The following is a 19,233-nucleotide window of genomic DNA, read 5'->3' on the forward strand; positions in this document are numbered from 1 at the left end:
CGGGCTGCATGCTGGTCAATTGCTTTCTCGCTCCATGCACTATTTGCCTATGACCGCTTAGTCGGCATTGCGGTCGCTCGCGATATTCGGGCGAACGTCTGCACCGAGCCCGGTGCAGACTATGCTGAATCGCGCAGAAACCGACGCGATGCGCGGTTTGCGGACATCGCTTGTGAAAGAGGCAGCCGATTGCGATCTCTCCTCGGTCGCCGCGTCGCTGCAATGCAGCTTCACCGAACCGGCCGTTGGCGCGCTGCGCAGCGCGATGGGCTAGGCGAATGACTGAGTCGCGGGACGAAGCCGCCATTAGCTGCACTGCGGCGCCCGAAGGCCTTGTGAGGGTTTGCTTTCTGTTCGAAACTGGTTTGCATAGTATTGTACAATGTGACTGGAAGGTCCGCTTTTGGACCTGAACTGTAAGCTGAAACAGCAGCAGGAATGTTGTTCCAAGCCCAGTTTGCAGGATCAGAGCGCGACAGTGCCTGAGTGGTTGGGTGCGTATGTTGTGGAAGCGCCTGCGCATCCATCGCCTGGGGGAACGGAACTCGTAGGTCCACCCGGTCAACTATAGGAGCCACGAACCTTCTAGTCGTCTAAGTCTGTCGCTTCAGCCTTTCGGAATACTATCAACGTCACAAACAGCCCACCAATGAGCAACATGTGAGCCGCTGCGGTAACGCCGAAAACGAAGTAGCTTCCAACTATGAGCGAGAAAATTGCACTCCACATCCAAGCCAACATTTGCATCAAAAAATGTGCAGTAGACAAAGATTGGTTCTTAAGTGGGTTTTTGGTTTCATCCATTACCGAAGCCCATGCCGATTTTATGTTGAAACTACTATCCATGGTTTTTCTCCCAGATCTAACTGAAACCAAACCCACAGACCCGAAGAAATAAACTTAGTAAGCGCTCCGCCATTTGGCAAAACGATAAGGCGAAACGCCGGTCGTCCGTGGTTGGTAGTAATTAAAATACGTACACATTGCTCCACTGGACCAAAAAAACCCGCGCTGCCAGTTCTAGAGGGCACGAGGCAACACGGCTGTGTGCGGTAGTAAACAAATACGTAGGTTCCCTGGGCCAGAAAAAAACCTGCGCTACCGAGGGGGTCATCGGAAGTTGAATTTCCTAATTTTACCCGTGAAAACAAAAAGGCCCACGTTCCGTAAACAATCAATTTTTTTTGTTCCTCAAATGGAAGCAAAATCAGTTGGAACCGGTCTTTAAGTACATTTGGTCCTATCAACGTCATACCCAGCGGTGGGAGTGCTGGGCTGTATCAGGAAATGGGCACTTCTAATCAGAGATTAAATTCGGTTGAGTGATAGTCTGCCAGCGATCGCGGAGACTATCACAACAGCTTTGTATGACCCGGGATATAAATCGCGCAGGTCCCAAATCCTATTACCGACCGCGATCGCCACCACGATTGGAGACTTGGCCGTCAGCAAGACCAACGGCACTAGCGCTGCCTTCATTGCCCCAGCCGCCGGTTCCACCACCGCTTACAACGGAGGCTGTACCTCTGCCTTTACCGCCAAGGTCCCGGCCCAATGTTGCACCACCACCCGACACTGCTGCTGCCATCGACTGCGCGAGATCACTATTTCCGTTTCCAGTATTTCCCTGGCCTGGCCCAGCGAATGCAACAGGCGCAGTCAGCAGCATCGAGACAGTTGCACCGACAAAAAACTTAGTCATGTTACTCACTCCCTTTATACTTGAGTAATAATGTTACGTGAGTGCTTGGCGATCAGATCAATCCTTGTCCTTATGATCTCGCCTTGCGCGCGCATTTTTTGTCCAAAAGTCAAAGTCCGCTTTCTCAAAGCGGACGCTCGGCAAATTTGACTGATCGTCTGCTCTGCGGACTTTGCTGCCAATTTGAACATGTATCGCTTGTTCAGCATACGGTCTAAAGCTGACTCAGCGTTAACTGAACCATAACGGCGTGAACAGCTCAAAGCCCCAATGCCGGCCACGACACAATTGCGAGTGGGACCCAGATTGGAGAGGTCAGTACTGCTGCTGAAGTTATAGCTAGATTTTTACCTATGTGCTTTTCTCGGAGCTCATCGGCCGGTTTCGTGCTTTGGCCTGATGCAATCAGCTGTTCGCGCATGAATGCGGTTTCAGCTTTTTGCGCCTTTGTCTCGCATGCGGTTACAACAATACAGATAAGAGTTATTTGAATAGTCTTGCTCAGCATTTCTCATCTCCCTTTGCTGGTAATTGCTAAAGTAAAAGATCGGATAGGAAGCATCTCTCGAACCGCAAACATTTAATATTAAAGTAAAAATCCACACTGGAAGGTTTCACGTCATCCATTCCTATAATGGAATAGTGTTTTATGTTTACTTGTTGGTCCGCCGCTGATTGACGATCGATGCAGATAATCAAGTTGAATTCAGAGCAGGCCTTCGATTTTTAATGCGGCGACGAAATCCGAGATGAAATTTCGACCGATTGATGCTCCTGGCTCATCGTCAAACGCAACTGTTCCTAAACCTGTTTCTTCATACCAAACCAAGTTGCCATTGGAGTTCAGGGCTAGCCGGTAGCAACCATTTAAAATTAGGTTTTTTGTGTCGCTTAAAACTAAACGCGCGAAGCTAGCGCTATGAACCGTAACGCTGGATTCCAAGTTTCCGGTAATGGAAATTGGATCAAAGTTCATGGTCGTTACAACAGTGGTTTTACCGTCAGTGACTGTGTACTTTCCGTGAAGAGTAAGTATCGGGCCAGCCTTGCCAAAGTTTGTGCTATTGAATGGTTTTAACTCGAAGACTTTTACCCCGGCCTTTAACAACCTCGCACGATACTGGGAGTATCCACCATGCACGGACACATGGTTGGTCGAAGCTAAGGAATTGGTCACGACTTCGACCCGAATGCCCTTGTCGCTCAACCGCTCCAGAAGACTGGCGCCCTTGTCCGTTGGAATGAAGTAGGGTGTGACAATCAATACTTTTTCTGTCGCTCGAGCGATCTCGTCGTAGTGCGATTGCGAAACGAGGTATCGACGCTCAAATTTATGCCTACGTATTTTTCCCGGAACGTCCGATACAAAAGAAACCTTGGCGCTAATTCCATCGTTCTTCAGCGGTCGTCTTTCAGATGGTTTTTGCAGGTCCCGATATGTTCCTTGCCACGCTTCTTCTGCCCTTCGGCGTGCGGTAACGCGAAGATCATCGAGGCCGACCATTGGAGGCAGCAACTGAAGGCTAGAGATGTCTTCGCTCCATTTATCGGTCCAGTAGAGCTCGAATGCTTCAGAAATGGCCTTCACTTTCTCGCCGCGAACCCCAATTTCGAAATCAAGGAACTTGGAAGTGCCGTTATCTGCGAAGTACTCATCAGCGATATTTCTACCTCCAATAATTGCGTAGAGGTTATCAGAGATTTGAAATCGGCTATGCATTCGCCGTCGGCTTTTTTCGTAGTCAACTATAAAGGAAAATAGCGTCGGGCTAAGGCGCGAGTATGGATTGAAAACGCGGACTTCAATGTTGGGGTGATTGTCTAGCGCAAAGAACTGATTTGCGGTTCGTCGATTGAACAAGTCATCGAAGAGCAATCGGACATTTACTCCTCGATCAGCCGCATTCAGGACTTTGCTTACAAATAGATGACCGGCATCGTCTTCTCGCAGAATGAACAGGCTAACATCAAGTGTCTTTTGAGCCTGATCAATGGCGTTCAAACGGTTACCCAACGCTTCCAATCCGTCTCGGAGCGGTTTGACTAATGCATCGGATGTTTTTGTTTTCACCTCAACGTTTAAAGATTTTTTGACGGGGGTGTAGGGAGATATTTGGGGCATTGAGCGTGAAACCATTGGTGATGTTTCAACGAACAAGGTGCACGCGCTCAATGTTAGGAAGAGCGCCCCTGCGCAGAGCGACGTTCCGTCAATTTGTCTAAGCAAGAAAACTTTGAAAACGCGAAGTGCCCCAAACATCTTTGAACTCACTTAACATTTATTGATCACTGATTATTTATCATATGTTGAAAATAATCAATGATCAATATATAATATATAGAGGATATTAATTATACAGTTTCAGAGGTTTAAGTGGCAAGGAGATCAGACCATACCCGTGCAGAGCTTAGGGAAATGATTTTAAAATCGGCAACGAAACTAGTTGCGAGCGAAGGTCTCGAAAAGCTGACAATTAGGCGTATCGCTAGGGAAATTGGGTACACATCAGGGACGCTTTATCTGATTTTTGAAAATCGCGATGATCTAATTCTGGAATTGCACGTCAACACATTGCGGAGCCTTCACACGTATTTGTCGGGCGTGATCTTGGATGGCTCGCCCGAGAAGGCATTGACGGAGTTAGCGAAGTCCTATTTGGAATTTACTCAGAAAAACTCCAACCTTTGGAGCGCAGTGTTTGAACACAAGTTGCCACCGGGAAAGGTAACTCCCGAAAAATACGATCGTGCCATTTTCGATCTTATTGATATTGGTGTCGCGGCAATTCGCCCATTGTACCCAGAGAGCCATGTTGATGAAGCCATTCATGACGCTCGTGTTCTTTGGGCTTGCCTCTATGGAATCGCCGCCCTTGACGCCTCAGACAAGTTATCCCGATATGAAACCTCGGAGTCGTATATCGAGTCTTTAATGAAGAATTACGTAACCGGGATTAGAAAGAGTATGCAAGAAAACGAGATATGACCAATGTATGAGGTCGTCTCTTCGAGAATAACAGCCAGGCTTTCCCTTCCATTAGTAAACTTTGATCAATGCAGGTCGAAAAACAGTTTACGTCAACTTCAATCGTCCACTTGGGCTCAGAGCTGCCTATCCTCACAGCTTGTATGATTAGCTGGTTGGCAGCCCATGCCGGTCCTTCTCAACAAAGTCGCCATTCGTCACCAAGCATTCCAAATCGAAGTTCAAGGCCGATTTCTCGTTGGGCGTCGAAGCCCCCCTGATCTTATCAAGCTGGCTTAATCAATGTTCCCAGATATTCTCGAGTATCGGCGTCCCACGAACTAGGATCTTCTCCATGGGCGACTACCGCGTGCAGTTCCATGAGTTTCCATACTTCGTCCTTAGTCGCTGCAACCACTTTGCCTGGGCAGGCCTCCATGCCCTCGCAGTCCTTGCAGGCATATGAATAAACAGTGTTCATCGCTTTCTCCTCCGTTCGCTCGGAAAGTTGGTTAGAACTCAGGAAACGTCGGCAGCCCGTCGTCGAGTTTTATCCATGGCTGCTGATGTGAGACGAAGACGTGGGCCTTGGGTTGCGCAATCGATGGGTCGTCCAACGTCACAGCAGAAAACCAAGCGTCAGCGCTCCAGTCTTGGCCCTCACCTTCATTTAAGGCGGCATAGGTCAACGTCGTTCCACAGTCCCGACAAAACCCGCGGCGAATACCCGAAGTTTTCTCAATGTGATGGATTTCGCCTTTGATAACGGCGAAGTCTTCGGCGGCTACCTTAGCCCAAGTTACAAAGGCGCCACCAAGGGCCATTTGGCATGAACGACAATGGCAATGTCCCGACCAGACAGGTGGTGTCGCGATCTGGTATCGAACAGCACCACAGTAACATCCACCTTGAAATTTATCCATCGTATCAAGATCTCCTGGCATGCGGCTAGGCTGACATCCGCGATGAAGCCCATACCCAACTTTTTTGGAGCATATAAACAAATTTCGATATGAATATTGTCAGGAAAACCGATATCATTCGACTCAAATAGTCTAACCGAACATTAGAAAAACTACAGTATGGATTGGTTGCACCTTCCCCCGATGAACGCTTTGCGCGCCTTCTCAGCGGTTGCGGAAGCTGGGAGTTACACCGTGGCGGCTGAACGCTTGAACGTGACCCAAGCGGCTGTCAGCCAGCAGGTTAAATCGTTGGAAAGGCATTTGGGTGTAGCTCTCGTTACCAGACGTGGGCGCGGCATTGAGTTGACAGAGCCAGGTATCATTCTTGCACGTGAACTGGGTATCGGCTTTGAAATCATTGGAAGGGGTGTCGAACGACTGGCAGAACACACAGCGCAGCGTCCCGTTCAAGTGACAATGGCACCAGCATTCGCGGTGGAGTGGCTGTTGCCGAGAATGGCGGAGTTTCAACGTGAACATCCAGAGATCACTTTGATGCTGAACCCAACTTCGGAACTGGTTCAGATAAGACCAGGCGGAATCGATGTCGCCATTCGGTATCACGACAGACGCATGCCGAGAAAAGAAGAGGATACTGTCCTTGTTTCCGACATGGTCGTGATCGGAGCACCTTCACTGGTGGAAGGCCAAGATCTGCGTGACCCGGCCTCTTTAACGAAGCTGCCCTGGTTGCAGGAACTAGGCACCAACGAGGCGGCTGACTGGTTCACCTATCATGGGGTCGTACCTCCCGAGCCATTGACCATAAATCACATGCCTGGGAACCTGATCATGACTGCGGTTCGCCGGGGTGACGGCATCACGTATTCTGCCAGAGCTTTTTTCGAGGACGATCTGTCATCTGATCGGATGATTGAGTTGTTCTCTGAGCCACTCTTCGGCGTCTATTACATCCAGACACAAGCAGAATTTCAGCGTCCCGAGGCTAAGGTGTTCGTCAACTGGTTAAAATCTCAGTCGCAGGTCGTATCGAGACACACGTCCGAAAACTGATCTAGTTACAGTTGGAAACCTTCGATCCAGGCTAGGCTCGAGGCTGTCGCGTAGCTTATTTGCCCGAAGTGGAAATCAAGTGATCAACAACGTACTCCGCGTCCTCGCCCACGCCATAAAACAGGCCTGACCCTTGTGTATGCATCCAATGCAGTCCGCAGAAGTACAGGCCATCTACATCTGTAATACCTCGCTCATATTGCGGATAGCCACTCTCATCGAAGACCGGCAAGTCGATCCATCCAAAATCGCGGTGAAACCCTGTTGCGTATATTACGGTTGAAACATTTGCTGCAGCCAAGTCGAAGAACGGTAGTTCAGGTTTGGGCTGCCAGTTGATCGGGACAACAATTTCCTTGGGATCATCGAGTCCATTCTCTGCAACGAACGTGTCGATGCTCTCCATTTCCGCGCGACACACATCGTCCACTGCCTTGAGCGTCTCTTCAAGTCCGCCTGCCAAAATCAGGCACCCGTCTTGAACACCCTCTACCTTGCTGTGTAGCTTGACCCCGTCGAGCGCCATCTGGCGCAGATCAATTATACGACCACCGTCTCGCCCAGATAGATGTGGATGGGCTTTGAACCGGATAGCTGTCCCTTTGGGATGGTCTTTTACCGCAATGTTCATGTACCCAGTCGCCAAGTCCCATTCAAAAATGTCGCGCCCCCTATAGCGACGTGGGATGCGGCCAGCACTGCCCACTGCAAGATGCACGTCGCGCCCGGATAAATGCAGGTCCTCAGCGACCTGACACCCTGACTGACCACTTCCAATGATGAACACCGCACCATCCGGTAGGCTCGCTGAGTTGCGATAGTCACACGTATGTATGCCAGTAACTCTTTCGGGCAGATCGTAGTGCCAACTTGGTATATTCGGGTGTTGATGCGTGCCAACGGTGACGATCAAGTTCTGCGCTCTGATTTCGCCATCTGATGTGGTTAGTTTGAAGCGACCCAGTCCTGCACTTGCCTCAATTCTAGCCACCTCGACACCCGCTCGATATGGCGGACCAAAACTTCTCGCATAGTCTTCGATGTACTTGACGATCTCATCGCGGAGCATGAAACCATCGGGATCATCCCCATCGTAATGGAAACCTGGAAGTCGGCAGAGTTTGTTAGGAGAGACCAGGCAGAACGAATCCCAGCGGTTACGCCATGTATCGCCAATCTGCCCGCGGTCCAAAACAACGTGATCATGACCAGCCTGCTTCAAGTGCCAGCTAACGGAAAGCCCAGCTTGACCTCCGCCCACAACCACAGTGTCAATCAGGGTGTACATAACAGCAAACCTCTCTATGAAACTCTATCGGCGACAGCTAGTTGCTTCAACGTATCAATGTCCGCTCAGGGCTCAGTTCGGTAGTTGGCGGCGGCGTGTCAGAATGGTGGTTTTGGACAGTCCGTACAAGGGAGAGTGGTGCGGGGGAATGGACTTTTACCGCGAATCTGGACGCATTAGGCAACGCAGGAGCGTACCAACGGATCGAAGACAAATGTTCTGATAGCACGACATGCTTCACGCCTGTCCTAAGCGACGCTAGTCTCCCGTCATAGCAACGCTGAAAGGAGCCGCCCAATGTCCCTCTTCTCTAAACTCTTCGGTGGTGGTGAAAAGTCGGAGCTGGAGCCGGTCTCTTACAGAGGGTTCGAAATCTTTCCGGACCTGATGCCCCAAGGTGGCAAATACCGCCTTTTAGCCCGTATCGAAAAGACCATCGACGGTGATCGCAAGACCCATACAGTGATCCGGGCGGATGTTTTTGAGACCCGGGATCAGGGCGAAAGCTTCAGCATCGCAAAGGCGAAACAGGTGATCGACGAGCAGGGCGAACGCATTTTCGAATAAGCAAACAGACAGCCTAATGTAAGCGATGCAATCGACGGATGGTTCCGCAAAGTAGACATCCGCCCCGATTTGGCGAACGAACGCTAAGCAGGCCAAGCAGTCATTGGAAGTCTTTGATACCCGATACATGCAGCTGCCTTCCGAGGCCCAATTTCGACTATTTTGCGGCCTGTGGTACGCTGTTGCATTTATTGTAGACAATTGGGGGCTGAAGATATGTGGAACATGGAACAGTTTGTAGCAGACTGCCGGACCGCGGTGGATCAGGACACGTCTCACAAATCGGTGGCTGAGGTGGTGGACCGGGCGATGCGCGATCCTGCGGGCGTGACGCAAGCCTTGGGAGAGCCGACCGAAAGCGGTATCTTTCCCATTTACAAGTCGAGTGATCTGACAATCGTCAACGTCGTCTGGAAGCCGGGAATGACAATAATGCCCCACAATCACGAAATGTGGGCCGTAATCGGCATTTATGGTGGTAGAGAAGACAACATTTTTTGGCGGCGCGTGGCAGATGACCCTGAAGGACGCATTGAAGCGGCAGGGGCTCGAGCATTGTCGACGGGTGAATTTACTCCGCTTGGTAAGGACCTCATTCACTCGGTTACAAACCCTATCCCCAAGTTGACCGGAGCAATCCACGTATACGGCGGGGACTTTTTTGAAGCTGAGCGAAGCGAATGGGATCCTGAAAACCTGACGGAACATGCGTATGACATGTCGAAGGTTCGCGCATTATTCGAGGACTAGTTTGCAGTTTGACAATCTGCGCTGACAATACTTGAGGCATGTTCCATCTATACGGCAGGCTTCGCTGATTGCCGATTACTATCTCGTTGAATTGACACGGGGTGATGATCTCGGATTATGGACAGATGAGCAAATTACAACGCCCCCCGAAGCCTCGGCCGCGCCCATTTCTTCCCAATCCGGACCGCTACGAGCAAATGGTCTATCGCCGTTGTGGGCAGTCTGGCATAAAGCTACCCGCGATAAGCCTTGGGCTATGGCACAACTTTGGTGGGGATACCCCGCACCAGACAAAGCGCGATCTCTGCCGCACTGCTTTTGACTTGGGTATAACGCACTTTGATTTAGCAAATAACTATGGCCCGCCGCCGGGATCGGCGGAAGAAGCATTCGGTGAAATTTTGAAAACTGATTTCGCAGGCTATCGGGACGAACTCATCATATCTACCAAGGCAGGGTATGATATGTGGCCGGGCCCCTATGGGGAGTGGGGATCACGAAAGTACCTTGTGGCCTCTTGTGATCAGTCGCTCAAGCGGATGGGGCTAGAATACGCAGATATCTTTTATTCCCACCGCTATGATCCAGATACCCCTCTGGAAGAAACGATGGGAGCCCTAGACTATATAGTGCGCTCTGGGCGCGCACTTTACGTCGGAATTTCAAGCTACAACTCGCAACGAACGCGCGAAGCGCTGGCCATCTTGAAAGACCTTGGCACACCGTGCCTGATCCATCAGCCGTCGTATAACCTACTCAACCGTTGGGTTGAGCGGGACGGGCTGTTGGATACGCTTGACGAATTGAACGTGGGATCGATTGCGTTCACGCCACTTGCCCAGGGTATTTTGACATCGAAGTATCTGAACGGCATTCCCGAAGACAGCCGTGCAACCCAAGGCAAGTCTCTATTGGACGGCATGATCAACGAACGTTCACTGACGAGTGTCAGGGCTCTAAACGACATAGCGGCGTCACGCGGTCAATCATTAGCTCAGATGGCGCTTGCTTGGGTGCTGAGAGGTGACCGGATTACGACAGCCCTAATTGGCGCTTCGCGACCTGAGCAGATCGTGGATTGCGTAGGTGCGGTCCGGAATTTGGAATTTACCGAAGCGGAACTCGCCAAGATTGACGAGGTCAGTTCGGAAGAGGAAATCAATCTCTGGGCGCGATCCTCGGAAACGGAGTAGAATTGTTGACCACTGATTTTTGGTGCAAGCAGGTTTTTCTGCGTAATCGCTTGGCGTTTCTGCTTTGGGCTCGACCCGGTCATCTGAGAAATTTTGTCAGGAACTGAGAACACCTCTCGCACCGAACGACCGAGTCGCGGGACGAAGCCGCCATACAAATACTTTGTCTTTGGCGGAATTTTGATAATCTCTAAGAGCGTCAGATCTACCAATCAAAATCACAAAACTGGCTGTATAGACCCAAATCAGAACCTGAATTTGACTCCAAGAACCGGCCCGTGCTGATCGACGTCATATTCGAACGCCCCCGTGGACAGCGTGTCGCTGTAGTCCATGCTGAAATATCGCCACCCAAAGAACAGCGAAGTTGTCTCCCACGGACGCCAATCTACACCAACATTGGCTCCGATTTGCAGGTCGTTGCCGCCTGCGCCAAAGCCGCCAAGCTCCAAGGATGCAATTGCAGTCCACCGCTCGTTAAGCACCCAAGTGCCGCGTGCACCGATTACCGGTTCCCACCAGCCTTCATCGCCGCCCAACACAGGGATTGGTGCCGGAGATGTTACTGTAATCTCCTGACGCAACGAGTTGTAGCGCGCGCCAGCCTGTAGATCGATGGCGTAGCGCTGCCCATTCCCCCTGATTGCGTCAACGGCCTTGTACGCTGCATATAAACCCAGCCATTCTTGACGAATATCAGCGCTGAACGAGGCGCTTCCAGGTGTGGGCAAGCTGCCATCGGCTTCAAGCGAAACATAGTTGGCGTCAATTATGAAACCCCAATCGGCGCGCCAGGCTTCGAATCTACCGGCTGCGGCGAAATCAAGGAGTTCCAGTGCATCGCCAAAATCGAGATCGAGTGGAACGGTTGTTCCTGCAACCGTTGAGTCTCCCTTTGTTTTAACCGGTAGAAACGCGTAGATCGAAAGGGTGTGACGCCATTCTGTTTCACTCTGGCCGCTGAGGGGAATTGCCTCGGATTGGGCGGCCGTACCAACGCTTAGAAGCGCAATGGTGATGGCAGTATTTAGCAAAGTGGTTTTCATTGTCTTGTCCTAAGAATGGAAGCGAAGCGGGCCATCTCAGGGATGACCCGCCAACCTGTTTCAATGACCTTCGGCACTGAGGCGGGCCTCTTCTGGGGTCATTGGGGCGCGGTGCGGGAACTGCTCTACACGACCCATGTGCTGTTGCAGGATCTGCTGCATTGGCTGCACCACCCATAGACCTGGGTAGAGCGCCCCATACTTCTCGCCGGGATCGCGCATGACATTGTAGAAATCCATGCCCGGCAGACCGCCATGCCCCTCGGTGATGTGGATCTTGTGATCTTCGAAGCGGAAGGCTCCAAGCGTGTCGGCGCTGTAGTGAGCCATGAACTGGCGACGTCCGTGGCCTTCACCGTTCAGAAGAAGTGAAGTCTGATCCACACCGTCGGTGATCCGGTCGTCGGGTATCAGGTCCATCGCACCACCGATACGCGCAGCCGTGGTAAACCAATCGGTCACGTGCACAATATCCGTCGGATGCTGACCTGGCTCGATCATACCCGGCCACCAGGCCATTACTGGCACGCGCACACCACCTTCTAGTACGTCCCCTTTGGCACCACGCAGAAGCGTGTAACCGGCGGTTGGCCAGAAGGCGTACATTGGCCCGTTGTCGCTGGTCCAGACAACCAATGTATTCTCGGCAATGCCCTCAGCCTTCAGCGTCGTCAAAAGCTGATCGACATGCTGGTTATGCATCGCCATGAACGACGCTTGGCGATTGTTCTTGTCCACGTGATCGACGTCTGCAAACTCTTGGCTTGGCGCAATCTGCTGCGCGTAGGAAGCCCAGTAGATGTAAAAGGGATTCTCGTCGTTGGCGTGATCTTTTACGAATTGGGTGATCTGAGCGATGGACTCGTTTTCAAAGGCTTCTTGACGCTCGGGGGAAAGGTCACCTGCAACGCCTTCGATAGGAGTTCGTCCCTCACCCTTGCGACCGACATAGCCACCGATGGACAGGTCGATCCCTGTGAGTTCCTCGTACTGATCGTAGCCGGGGAAGTCAGCAAAAGGGAAAGTTCCGTTCGGGTCCTCGTATGAGGCTTGCCAGTAGTCCGGAGCACCGTTGAAGAGGCCATAGTAGGCATAGTCATAACCTTGATTCTCAGGCGCGTGTTCAGGCAGGTCACCGAGGTGCCATTTGCCCCACATGGCAGTGTTGTAACCTACCTCCGAAAGAATCTCGGCAGTGGTGACTTCTTCAGGAGAAAGCCCCTCCACCGAGCCAGGCCAAAGCACGCTCAAAAGGCCTGTGCGCACAGGGTGTCGACCGGTGTTGATCGCAATCCGTGTGGGCGTGCATGAGGGCTCAGCATAGCCCGACCAGAAGCGCATTCCTTCAAAGGCCATCTGGTCAAGAGCATCCGAGGGTGTTCCGCGGTGCTTACCACCACCTTGCCAACCCAGTTCGCCCCAGCCGACATCGTCGGTTAGAATGTATATGATGTTGGGCTTCTTGCCGAACTTAGCTTCCAGCTCAGCCAGCTTGGCGTCAATGGCTTCGTCTTCGGCAGCCCAAGCGGCAGCGTTACGTTCAGAATGAGCCATGTGCGGACCATCGGGTTCAATAGCAAGGGTAGATTGGACCCCGGCGAAGAACACGGCCGTAGTAAGCCCAAGTTTGTGGGGAAGATTCATCGTATTGCCTCCTAGAACTGAGCATGTCGGTGAGTTCGGGTCAATCGGAGCGTTGTTTTGCCAGGTCCGACAAACGTGCAAGTTCGTCTGCCAAAAGACGCGCATCTACTGCTTCAAGGGCGGAGAGCTCGGCATCTTCCATCGCAACCAACGCGAAGTCCAATGCCAGAGCTGCGTTTTGCTCAAGTTGCGCGGTGCAACGATCTGCGAGATGGGCATCGGCCCGTGTTTTGATTGAAACCAACTGCGCGCGCGCCATTTCGGAGCGCTTTGTTAGACGTTCGGCTAGGTCTTGCCAGGCCACTGCGATCTCGCTTTCAGTCGATTGAATGCGCGACTCCATTTGGCTTTGATGCCTTCGAAGAGTGTCTTTGAGCGCCTTGATACGCTGCTCGCGCCTGTCACCGGTTTCGGCGAAAAAGGCTTCTGCTCGCGCCTCGACGTCACCGATCAGAATCGACAAATCCGAGAGTCGTTCAGATAGTTTTGTCACTCCGGTTCCTTTCTATTTTGTTGTCCGGAAAGGCCGAAAACAAAGCTCTCCCGGCACCTGCCAAAGGGGTTCCGGCAGGTCTGCGCTTGGATCCTGATTTCAGTTGACTGGCTGTATTGCTGCCACCGGAGTTGCATAACGCATGCAATTAAATCAATATCTCAATTAGAATAACTAAAATTCTAAAAAGGAATTTTATAATTGGATCAGCTTTTTGCAATGAGCGCCTTTGTGCGAGTCGCCCAGACTAAGAGCTTCCAAGAAGCTGCAAGGCTGGAAGGTATGGCGCAGGGCACCATCAGCAAAAGGGTCGCAGCGTTGGAGAAACATCTCGGCACACAACTGCTGCGGCGCAACCAGCGCGGCATCACTCTAACTGCTTTGGGGGAGACCTATTTCGAGAGCTGCCTCCAAATCCTTGAAGACGTTGACGCGGCGGATTCCCGCATTCGAACCGATGCAGGAACACCCGCTGGCACAGTGCGCCTTTCCATGTCACCTGTTATGTCGCGCCTGGTGATCGCCCCGCTTCTGGTCGCGTTTTGTCGGGAATATCCCGAAATACGCGTCGCCTCGTTTCTGACCGAGGATCACATCGACATCATAGGTGAGGGTATTGATGTTGCTTTTCGCGCACGACACATGGAGGACTCAGCACTCGTTGCATCACGCCTATCCTCCAACCCTCTGATCCTGGCAGCTGCGCCTTCGTATCTGGAACAAGCGGGACGGCTGGATCAGCCCGAAGATTTGGCCAATCATAAATGTCTCGTATTCTCACGTATGCGCGCGACACAAACATGGCGTCTAACTAAAGGGCGCAAGGAGCGAGACGTAGTGGTGGCAGGCGGGTTTGCAGCCGATCAGGGCGACACGCTTGTTGAATATGCGAGAAACGGTGCCGGGATCGTAATGATGCCGGAGTGGGTGATGGCGAAAGAACTGGCAAGCGGACAGCTTGAGCGCGTTCTGCCAGAGTGGGAACCGCCAAACATCCCGCTGCACATCGTATTTTCTACCAGCGCGGCTGTACCCTTGCGCACGAGGCTGCTGATCGATTTCATCCGGCGCGAAGTGCGCAGCAAAGCTATACTCCCTCGCTGAGTGCCAGCACTGTTTTGATGCAGATCATGGTTGGAACACCAAAAGGAGCATCAATATCTGTTGCAAGGTGATGAGGTTACGGCCGAAAGGATGTGCATGAAATTCTCCGCCAGATGGAAAGCCGCCTTTGACGCTCGCGATAGGCAAGCATTTGAAGCCATGATTCACGACGACTTCGCATTTGTCCGCCATCAGCTTGGAAAAGACCTGCACAAGGCCGAAATGGTAAACATTTGGTCCGCTGACGGACCAAGGCCGGTACGCCGGAACTATCGCGTCGTCTATGAGAACGACGATATTCTCGTCACGCACCAGTTCATTGAATTTCCCAGCGGCGACAAGGAGTCAGTGATGGTGGTGATGCTGCTATCGGACGGACAGTTGTATCGGATGGAAACTGGCGCGACACCGATCGGGTGAGGCGGGTATATACTGGCGGATAACTGCGCGTGCTTTTTTGGGGGGCGATAATAAGGAGGGTATTGAATTAAAGGAACGCCCGCTTTGGGCTCGACCCGGTCATCCGAGTCTTTCGGTCAGAAATTGGATGCTTGAACGACCGCTTCTTCTTTCGTCCGGCTTTCTCTTTTGCACCCGCAGCAGCCTCCAGTCGCGCCTTCAGAGACGCGAGCCACAGTCGCGAACTGCAGATACCAGTCGTTCAAGCCGGAAAGCTGTACGTCGGCAAGGTCCGCAAACCAGACATTCAACCAAAAAACCTGAACGTCCGCTCCCGTATAAACCGAGCAACCTCCTGCATCTAAATAAAGAAGCAACTGCAGGAGTTTGATCCATGAAGTACCTGTCTGCCCTCGGCGTTCTCGTCGGGGGTTTTCTTTTGCACCCACCCCCCAAGGCTGTCTTGACGACGATGCTCTGGGTGGTGTCTCGGTCTCACCCCGCTGTCTCAGCTCTGGTTCTGTTGGCGGTCCTCTGGACGTGGAGGTCCGACGATGACTGAGCTGGAGCTGAACCCCGGTGACGTCGTGGTGGTCCGCGCCTTCGATGACGTTCCTGAACATCACTTCCGCGTGGAAGAGGTGTTCGAAGACTGCGTGACCGGCTTTGCGGTGACCGGTCCACTGGCTGGGTCCTACGGCGAACCGGATCGGGAGATGATCGTCCGGCTCGTCCCTGACGCCTAACGGCAATCCCTAACAATCAACACTGAAAGGAGGAGACCCATGTCTGCTCACATTCGCTATGCCTATCTGAAGGGCCATACGTGGTTGTTCAGACGCAACTATCCCGTTGACGTGGCTCTCGCGCTGGGCGCTCAGGCGTTAAAGCAGAGCCTCAAAACCGGGGATCGTAACACTGCCCGCGTCCGTGCCGCTGAAGTTAATGCCCGCTTCGAGACTCTGGTGGAGCAAGTCCGGGGTCAGGCAGAGGACGCCCTCTCTGCCACAGAGAGCACCGCTGACGTTCCCGATTGGGTTGACCAGCCAGAGTCGTCTCTCGTGCGTCTCCGGGCCACTCTGGAGGGCTCCGGGACAGTTCTGGAGCGGTCCAGCTTCGCCAGACCAACAGCGCCGGTGAAGGTGCCGGTTCGTGACCTGAGCCGCGCCTATCTGAACAAGCGCAGTAACGAACTAAGACCCAGCGGGTTCAAATCGGTCCGATACTCTGTCGGGTTATTCACCAGTCGCTTTGGTGACCAGTCAGTTTGCAGCCTGACCAGAGCAGACGGACGAGAGTTCCTGACGGCAATAGCCCAACTGTCTCCGATGATTGGCAAGTCGGAGCGGACCCGTGGGATGACCCTGGACCAACTGGTTGCGTACTCGTCTCGGGGAACGGTGACCATAACGGCCAGAACCCAGCGCCGTATCTGGTCTCAGGTCAATCACTTCCTCGACTGGGTGGTCTATGAGGGGCATCTGGAGACCAACCCGTTCCGGACGGTGCCCTTCGACCGTAAAATACGCCCTCAACCCTATGCGGTTCCGACTGACGATGAAGTGGTGGGATTGCTGGGAGCCAAAGACCGAGAATTGCATTCGGTTCTGCTAACCTGCCTGCTATCAGGAATGCGAGCGGGGGAAGCGGTTGGGCTGCTCCGGGAAGACCTCGTGGCCAAGGGCAATCTCGGTTGCTTCGTGCATGTTCGACCTAACCGACTGCGACTGCTGAAGACCGACGCCGCTGAACGACTGGTTCCGGTGCATCCAGTGCTGGATGAGACGTTCCGACAGCTACCGTCATCTGGCCCGCTGTTCCCTGACCTGACTGTCGCGCAGGTGACCAAGGGGTTCGCGAGACTGCGCCGACGGCTGGAGCTTGATCGACCGGGGCTGGTGTTTCACTCGACCCGCAAGTGGTTCATCACCCAGTGCGAGCGAACCGGTGTTCCTGAGCACTTCACGGCCTCTCTGGTCGGCCATAAATCGGCCCGGTCAGAGAATGGGATCACCTACGGGATTTACTCGGCTGGCATCAGTGACGAACAACGCCGGTCGATCGTGGATCAGATAAGACTCCCGTTATGACGTTCCCCGACATTGACGCGTTCGAGGAACGGGCGGCCATTGCTGAATACGATGGCGGCTGTTCCCGTCGGGAAGCTGAGAACCTCGCGGCTCGGGCTCAGGGGTTCCGTGATGCCGAAGCCTACTGGCAGTGGCTGGCTGACTATGTCGTCCAGCGGCGACCACCCTCGTAAACCTATCCCTCGGCGGCCCTTAGCGGGTTGCCGGGGGGGTGTTAAGTTTGATTTTTTTCTTGCCGCTTCGAAATTACGCGGCGAGAATGGGTCGGAAAATAGCGATAATTTAGTTGGTTACGTAGTTGAGATTAGAGGTTTGCAATGAAGGTTAGAGGAATAGCGGGCGATACTGGCGAGGCGGTCACTCAGGAAATATCCGATGTTTCAGCCGAAGAAATCCAATCGATGGCATCATTGGGCTTATCGTCTGGAGAACTGAAGGCAAAGATCGACAATTTAGCAATATCGGCTGATACAAAGGTACTTCTGTTTCAGGTTGCGTCGAAAGTAATCCGCGTGGGGGAGACTGTCGTTAAAATTGGCCAAAAGATCCTCGAACTGGTCATGAAGATTGTCGAGAGCTATCCGAATTCTACTTTTGGTTTGGTTTTCGGCGCGATCGCTGGCGCATTGATCGGTGCTGTTCCTATTATTGGAGTGGTTCTGGGCCCACTCGTAACACCCATTCTAGCGGCATTGGGTTTGATGCTTGGAGCTAAGCAGGACTTCGTGGACAAAGCGCTGGAAGCACGTATTAGAGAGGCTCAAGCCTTCTTCGACCCGTTGAAGGGCGGCTTGTAGATGGACGTTTCAAGATCGACTTCTTCGTTAATTAGAGAGGCTAATCAGGTTATTGCGGACCCTATGCGGTTCAAGGCTCGATTGGAGATTGGCGAGGCTGCCTACACCTCTCTGTTGGTGAGAAGTATGGCGGCTGAAGCATGGGGCGTGGCGGGTATGTCTGCTGCCGGAGCCGCAGCAGCAGGCAGCAGCGTAGTGGCCAACGCGTTTTTTGGCGCTACGGGTATCATGGGGCTGATAGCGACGGCGGCTACACCCATCGGATGGATTGTAGCGGCTGGAGTTGTAGCCGGTGGTTCGAGTTTCGGTATTATCAAGTTAATGAAGGGGCTTGATAGCGAACGGGTCGAAGTAATACCGAAATTCATCAATACACCTTTGGATGTCCTCGCTGTGGGATTGTTCGACTTAGCTGCGCCATTGGTGCTCAAGATCGCAGCTGCCGATGGATCAGTTACAGCTGAGGAACGTGAAGTTATTTGCGCTTACTTTATCGAGGATTGGGGATACGATCCGAGTTATGTGCATCCTGCCTTGGACTACTTTCAAGAAAGTTTAGACCAGTTTACACTGCAGGAACTCACCGAAAGCTTCCGGAAGTTCACGTTGGAAAGCAAAGACTGCAATCACAAGATAGTTCGTGAACGATTTCTTGCGTTGCTAACGGATATAGCGAGTGCTGATGGGCAAATCCACGAGATGGAAGAACTGGCCATTCAGCATGTGTCAGACTGCTTGCCCAAAGACCCGTGGTTCAAGATGCCGCAGTTTCGGACGAGGGTGGATTGAACGACCGCTCCACCCCACTCCCCCACACCTGCCAGCACCAGCACCACCACCCGTCAGCCCCTGGAACGCCTCGTCAGCGGTCCAGTCCTGCGCCAGTGAACGGTCTCGTTAGCTCCTGTCGGCACCTGCCAGCGGCTCTCCAGCGGTCTCGTAACGGGTCTCTCTAGCGGTAAAATACCCGTCGCTTAGCTCAGCAAAATGCCCCCGAAACCGCCCCAGTTTCTCGGGCTTCGCTGAAAAGCCCATAGGTTTCATCGGTCGGCAAGGATTCCTACCACCCCAGCCAGATCATCAGAACATGAAACGACGACAGGACCTTGGGTCACCTATACCCGAGAAATGCCCCCGTTTATGCCCCAGTGGTTTCGGGTGTTCTGACACCCTTTGACCTCTCCTCTTTCCTAACCTCTAGCGGGGGTTCTATGGG

General features: G+C 52.7%; 23 protein-coding genes. 13 read left to right on the forward strand and 10 right to left on the reverse strand.

What is annotated here, in order from left to right; all coding sequences use genetic code 11:
• The first annotated feature begins 121 nt into the window (after positions 1-121).
• Positions 122-274: a hypothetical protein gene (locus AC2FNC_RS16445; RefSeq protein ID WP_496715956.1), complete on the forward strand. Its 153-nt coding sequence runs from the start codon at positions 122-124 to the stop codon at positions 272-274.
• Positions 275-585: 311 nt separating this feature from the next.
• Here the strand turns inward: AC2FNC_RS16445 and AC2FNC_RS16450 are convergent, their stop codons facing one another.
• The 4 genes from AC2FNC_RS16450 to AC2FNC_RS16465 form a co-directional block, all read right to left on the reverse strand.
• The gene (locus AC2FNC_RS16450; protein WP_170615119.1) at positions 586-846 is read right to left on the reverse strand and encodes a hypothetical protein; all 261 of its coding nucleotides are present in this window, start codon (positions 844-846) and stop codon (positions 586-588) included.
• A 559-nt stretch (positions 847-1,405) separates the two neighbouring features.
• Positions 1,406-1,702, reverse strand: coding sequence for a hypothetical protein (locus AC2FNC_RS16455; RefSeq protein WP_170615118.1), 297 nt, complete (start codon positions 1,700-1,702; stop codon positions 1,406-1,408).
• A gap of 259 nt (positions 1,703-1,961) precedes the next feature.
• On the reverse strand, positions 1,962-2,210 hold the full coding sequence (locus tag AC2FNC_RS16460) for a hypothetical protein (protein WP_170668966.1): 249 nt from the start codon (positions 2,208-2,210) through the stop codon (positions 1,962-1,964).
• A gap of 198 nt (positions 2,211-2,408) precedes the next feature.
• The gene (locus AC2FNC_RS16465; protein WP_496715957.1) at positions 2,409-3,962 is read right to left on the reverse strand and encodes a phospholipase D-like domain-containing protein; all 1,554 of its coding nucleotides are present in this window, start codon (positions 3,960-3,962) and stop codon (positions 2,409-2,411) included.
• Positions 3,963-4,076: 114 nt separating this feature from the next.
• On the opposite strand from AC2FNC_RS16465, the gene AC2FNC_RS16470 reads away from it, so the two are divergent.
• Positions 4,077-4,688, forward strand: coding sequence for a TetR/AcrR family transcriptional regulator (locus AC2FNC_RS16470; RefSeq protein ID WP_480521421.1), 612 nt, complete (start codon positions 4,077-4,079; stop codon positions 4,686-4,688).
• 265 nt (positions 4,689-4,953) lie between these two features.
• Here AC2FNC_RS16470 and AC2FNC_RS16475 read toward each other — a convergent pair whose 3' ends face one another.
• Positions 4,954-5,148, reverse strand: coding sequence for a DUF1059 domain-containing protein (locus tag AC2FNC_RS16475; RefSeq protein WP_170389176.1), 195 nt, complete (start codon positions 5,146-5,148; stop codon positions 4,954-4,956).
• A 31-nt stretch (positions 5,149-5,179) separates the two neighbouring features.
• Entirely contained in the window at positions 5,180-5,590 is a 411-nt protein-coding gene (locus AC2FNC_RS16480; protein WP_480521418.1) for a GFA family protein, read from the reverse strand.
• Positions 5,591-5,773: 183 nt separating this feature from the next.
• Here AC2FNC_RS16480 and AC2FNC_RS16485 point away from each other — a divergent pair, with 183 nt between their 5' ends.
• Positions 5,774-6,646 carry a LysR family transcriptional regulator gene (locus AC2FNC_RS16485; protein ID WP_480555918.1) on the forward strand — a complete coding sequence of 291 codons (873 nt, stop codon included), beginning with the start codon at positions 5,774-5,776 and terminating at the stop codon, positions 6,644-6,646.
• Between the two features lie 55 nt (positions 6,647-6,701).
• On the opposite strand, the gene AC2FNC_RS16490 is transcribed toward AC2FNC_RS16485, so the two are convergent.
• Positions 6,702-7,934 carry a flavin-containing monooxygenase gene (locus AC2FNC_RS16490; RefSeq protein ID WP_170602010.1) on the reverse strand — a complete coding sequence of 411 codons (1,233 nt, stop codon included), beginning with the start codon at positions 7,932-7,934 and terminating at the stop codon, positions 6,702-6,704.
• 297 nt (positions 7,935-8,231) lie between these two features.
• On the opposite strand from AC2FNC_RS16490, the gene AC2FNC_RS16495 reads away from it, so the two are divergent.
• The 3 genes from AC2FNC_RS16495 to mgrA all read left to right on the forward strand — a co-directional run bounded on the left by AC2FNC_RS16495 (position 8,232) and on the right by mgrA (position 10,444).
• Positions 8,232-8,501 (forward strand): HlyU family transcriptional regulator, encoded by a 270-nt coding sequence (locus tag AC2FNC_RS16495; RefSeq protein ID WP_496715958.1) that lies wholly within the window; start codon positions 8,232-8,234, stop codon positions 8,499-8,501.
• Positions 8,502-8,726: 225 nt separating this feature from the next.
• Positions 8,727-9,251 (forward strand): cysteine dioxygenase family protein, encoded by a 525-nt coding sequence (locus AC2FNC_RS16500; RefSeq protein ID WP_480521414.1) that lies wholly within the window; start codon positions 8,727-8,729, stop codon positions 9,249-9,251.
• 125 nt (positions 9,252-9,376) lie between these two features.
• Positions 9,377-10,444 carry an L-glyceraldehyde 3-phosphate reductase gene (mgrA, locus tag AC2FNC_RS16505; RefSeq protein WP_170668949.1) on the forward strand — a complete coding sequence of 356 codons (1,068 nt, stop codon included), beginning with the start codon at positions 9,377-9,379 and terminating at the stop codon, positions 10,442-10,444.
• 245 nt (positions 10,445-10,689) lie between these two features.
• On the opposite strand, the gene AC2FNC_RS16510 is transcribed toward mgrA, so the two are convergent.
• Genes AC2FNC_RS16510 through AC2FNC_RS16520 form a run of 3 tightly spaced genes read right to left on the reverse strand, consistent with a single transcriptional unit; the run spans position 10,690 to position 13,597 of the window.
• Complete coding sequence (locus AC2FNC_RS16510; RefSeq protein WP_480521049.1) at positions 10,690-11,490, reverse strand: outer membrane protein; 801 nt, start codon at positions 11,488-11,490, stop codon at positions 10,690-10,692.
• Positions 11,491-11,550: 60 nt separating this feature from the next.
• Positions 11,551-13,134 (reverse strand): sulfatase-like hydrolase/transferase, encoded by a 1,584-nt coding sequence (locus AC2FNC_RS16515; RefSeq protein WP_480521047.1) that lies wholly within the window; start codon positions 13,132-13,134, stop codon positions 11,551-11,553.
• A 40-nt stretch (positions 13,135-13,174) separates the two neighbouring features.
• Complete coding sequence (locus tag AC2FNC_RS16520) at positions 13,175-13,597, reverse strand: hypothetical protein (RefSeq protein WP_496715960.1); 423 nt, start codon at positions 13,595-13,597, stop codon at positions 13,175-13,177.
• 231 nt (positions 13,598-13,828) lie between these two features.
• Here AC2FNC_RS16520 and AC2FNC_RS16525 point away from each other — a divergent pair, with 231 nt between their 5' ends.
• From AC2FNC_RS16525 to AC2FNC_RS16555, 7 genes are all read left to right on the forward strand, one after another.
• Complete coding sequence (locus tag AC2FNC_RS16525; RefSeq protein WP_496715961.1) at positions 13,829-14,731, forward strand: LysR family transcriptional regulator; 903 nt, start codon at positions 13,829-13,831, stop codon at positions 14,729-14,731.
• Between the two features lie 30 nt (positions 14,732-14,761).
• Positions 14,762-15,151: a DUF4440 domain-containing protein gene (locus AC2FNC_RS16530; RefSeq protein WP_496715963.1), complete on the forward strand. Its 390-nt coding sequence runs from the start codon at positions 14,762-14,764 to the stop codon at positions 15,149-15,151.
• 533 nt (positions 15,152-15,684) lie between these two features.
• Entirely contained in the window at positions 15,685-15,876 is a 192-nt protein-coding gene (locus AC2FNC_RS16535; protein WP_496715964.1) for a hypothetical protein, read from the forward strand.
• 39 nt (positions 15,877-15,915) lie between these two features.
• Entirely contained in the window at positions 15,916-17,220 is a 1,305-nt protein-coding gene (locus tag AC2FNC_RS16540) for a DUF6538 domain-containing protein (RefSeq protein ID WP_496715965.1), read from the forward strand.
• A complete protein-coding gene (locus AC2FNC_RS16545) occupies positions 17,217-17,393 on the forward strand; it encodes a hypothetical protein (RefSeq protein WP_496715967.1) in 177 nt (58 codons plus the stop codon). Before AC2FNC_RS16540 ends, AC2FNC_RS16545 begins: the two co-directional genes overlap by 4 nt.
• Before the next feature lie 144 nt (positions 17,394-17,537).
• Positions 17,538-18,017, forward strand: coding sequence for a hypothetical protein (locus AC2FNC_RS16550; RefSeq protein WP_496715968.1), 480 nt, complete (start codon positions 17,538-17,540; stop codon positions 18,015-18,017).
• Positions 18,018-18,806, forward strand: coding sequence for a tellurite resistance TerB family protein (locus tag AC2FNC_RS16555; protein ID WP_496715969.1), 789 nt, complete (start codon positions 18,018-18,020; stop codon positions 18,804-18,806).
• The last annotated feature ends 427 nt before the right edge of the window (positions 18,807-19,233 follow it).

The organism is Ruegeria sp. BHSA123, assembly GCF_059613425.1.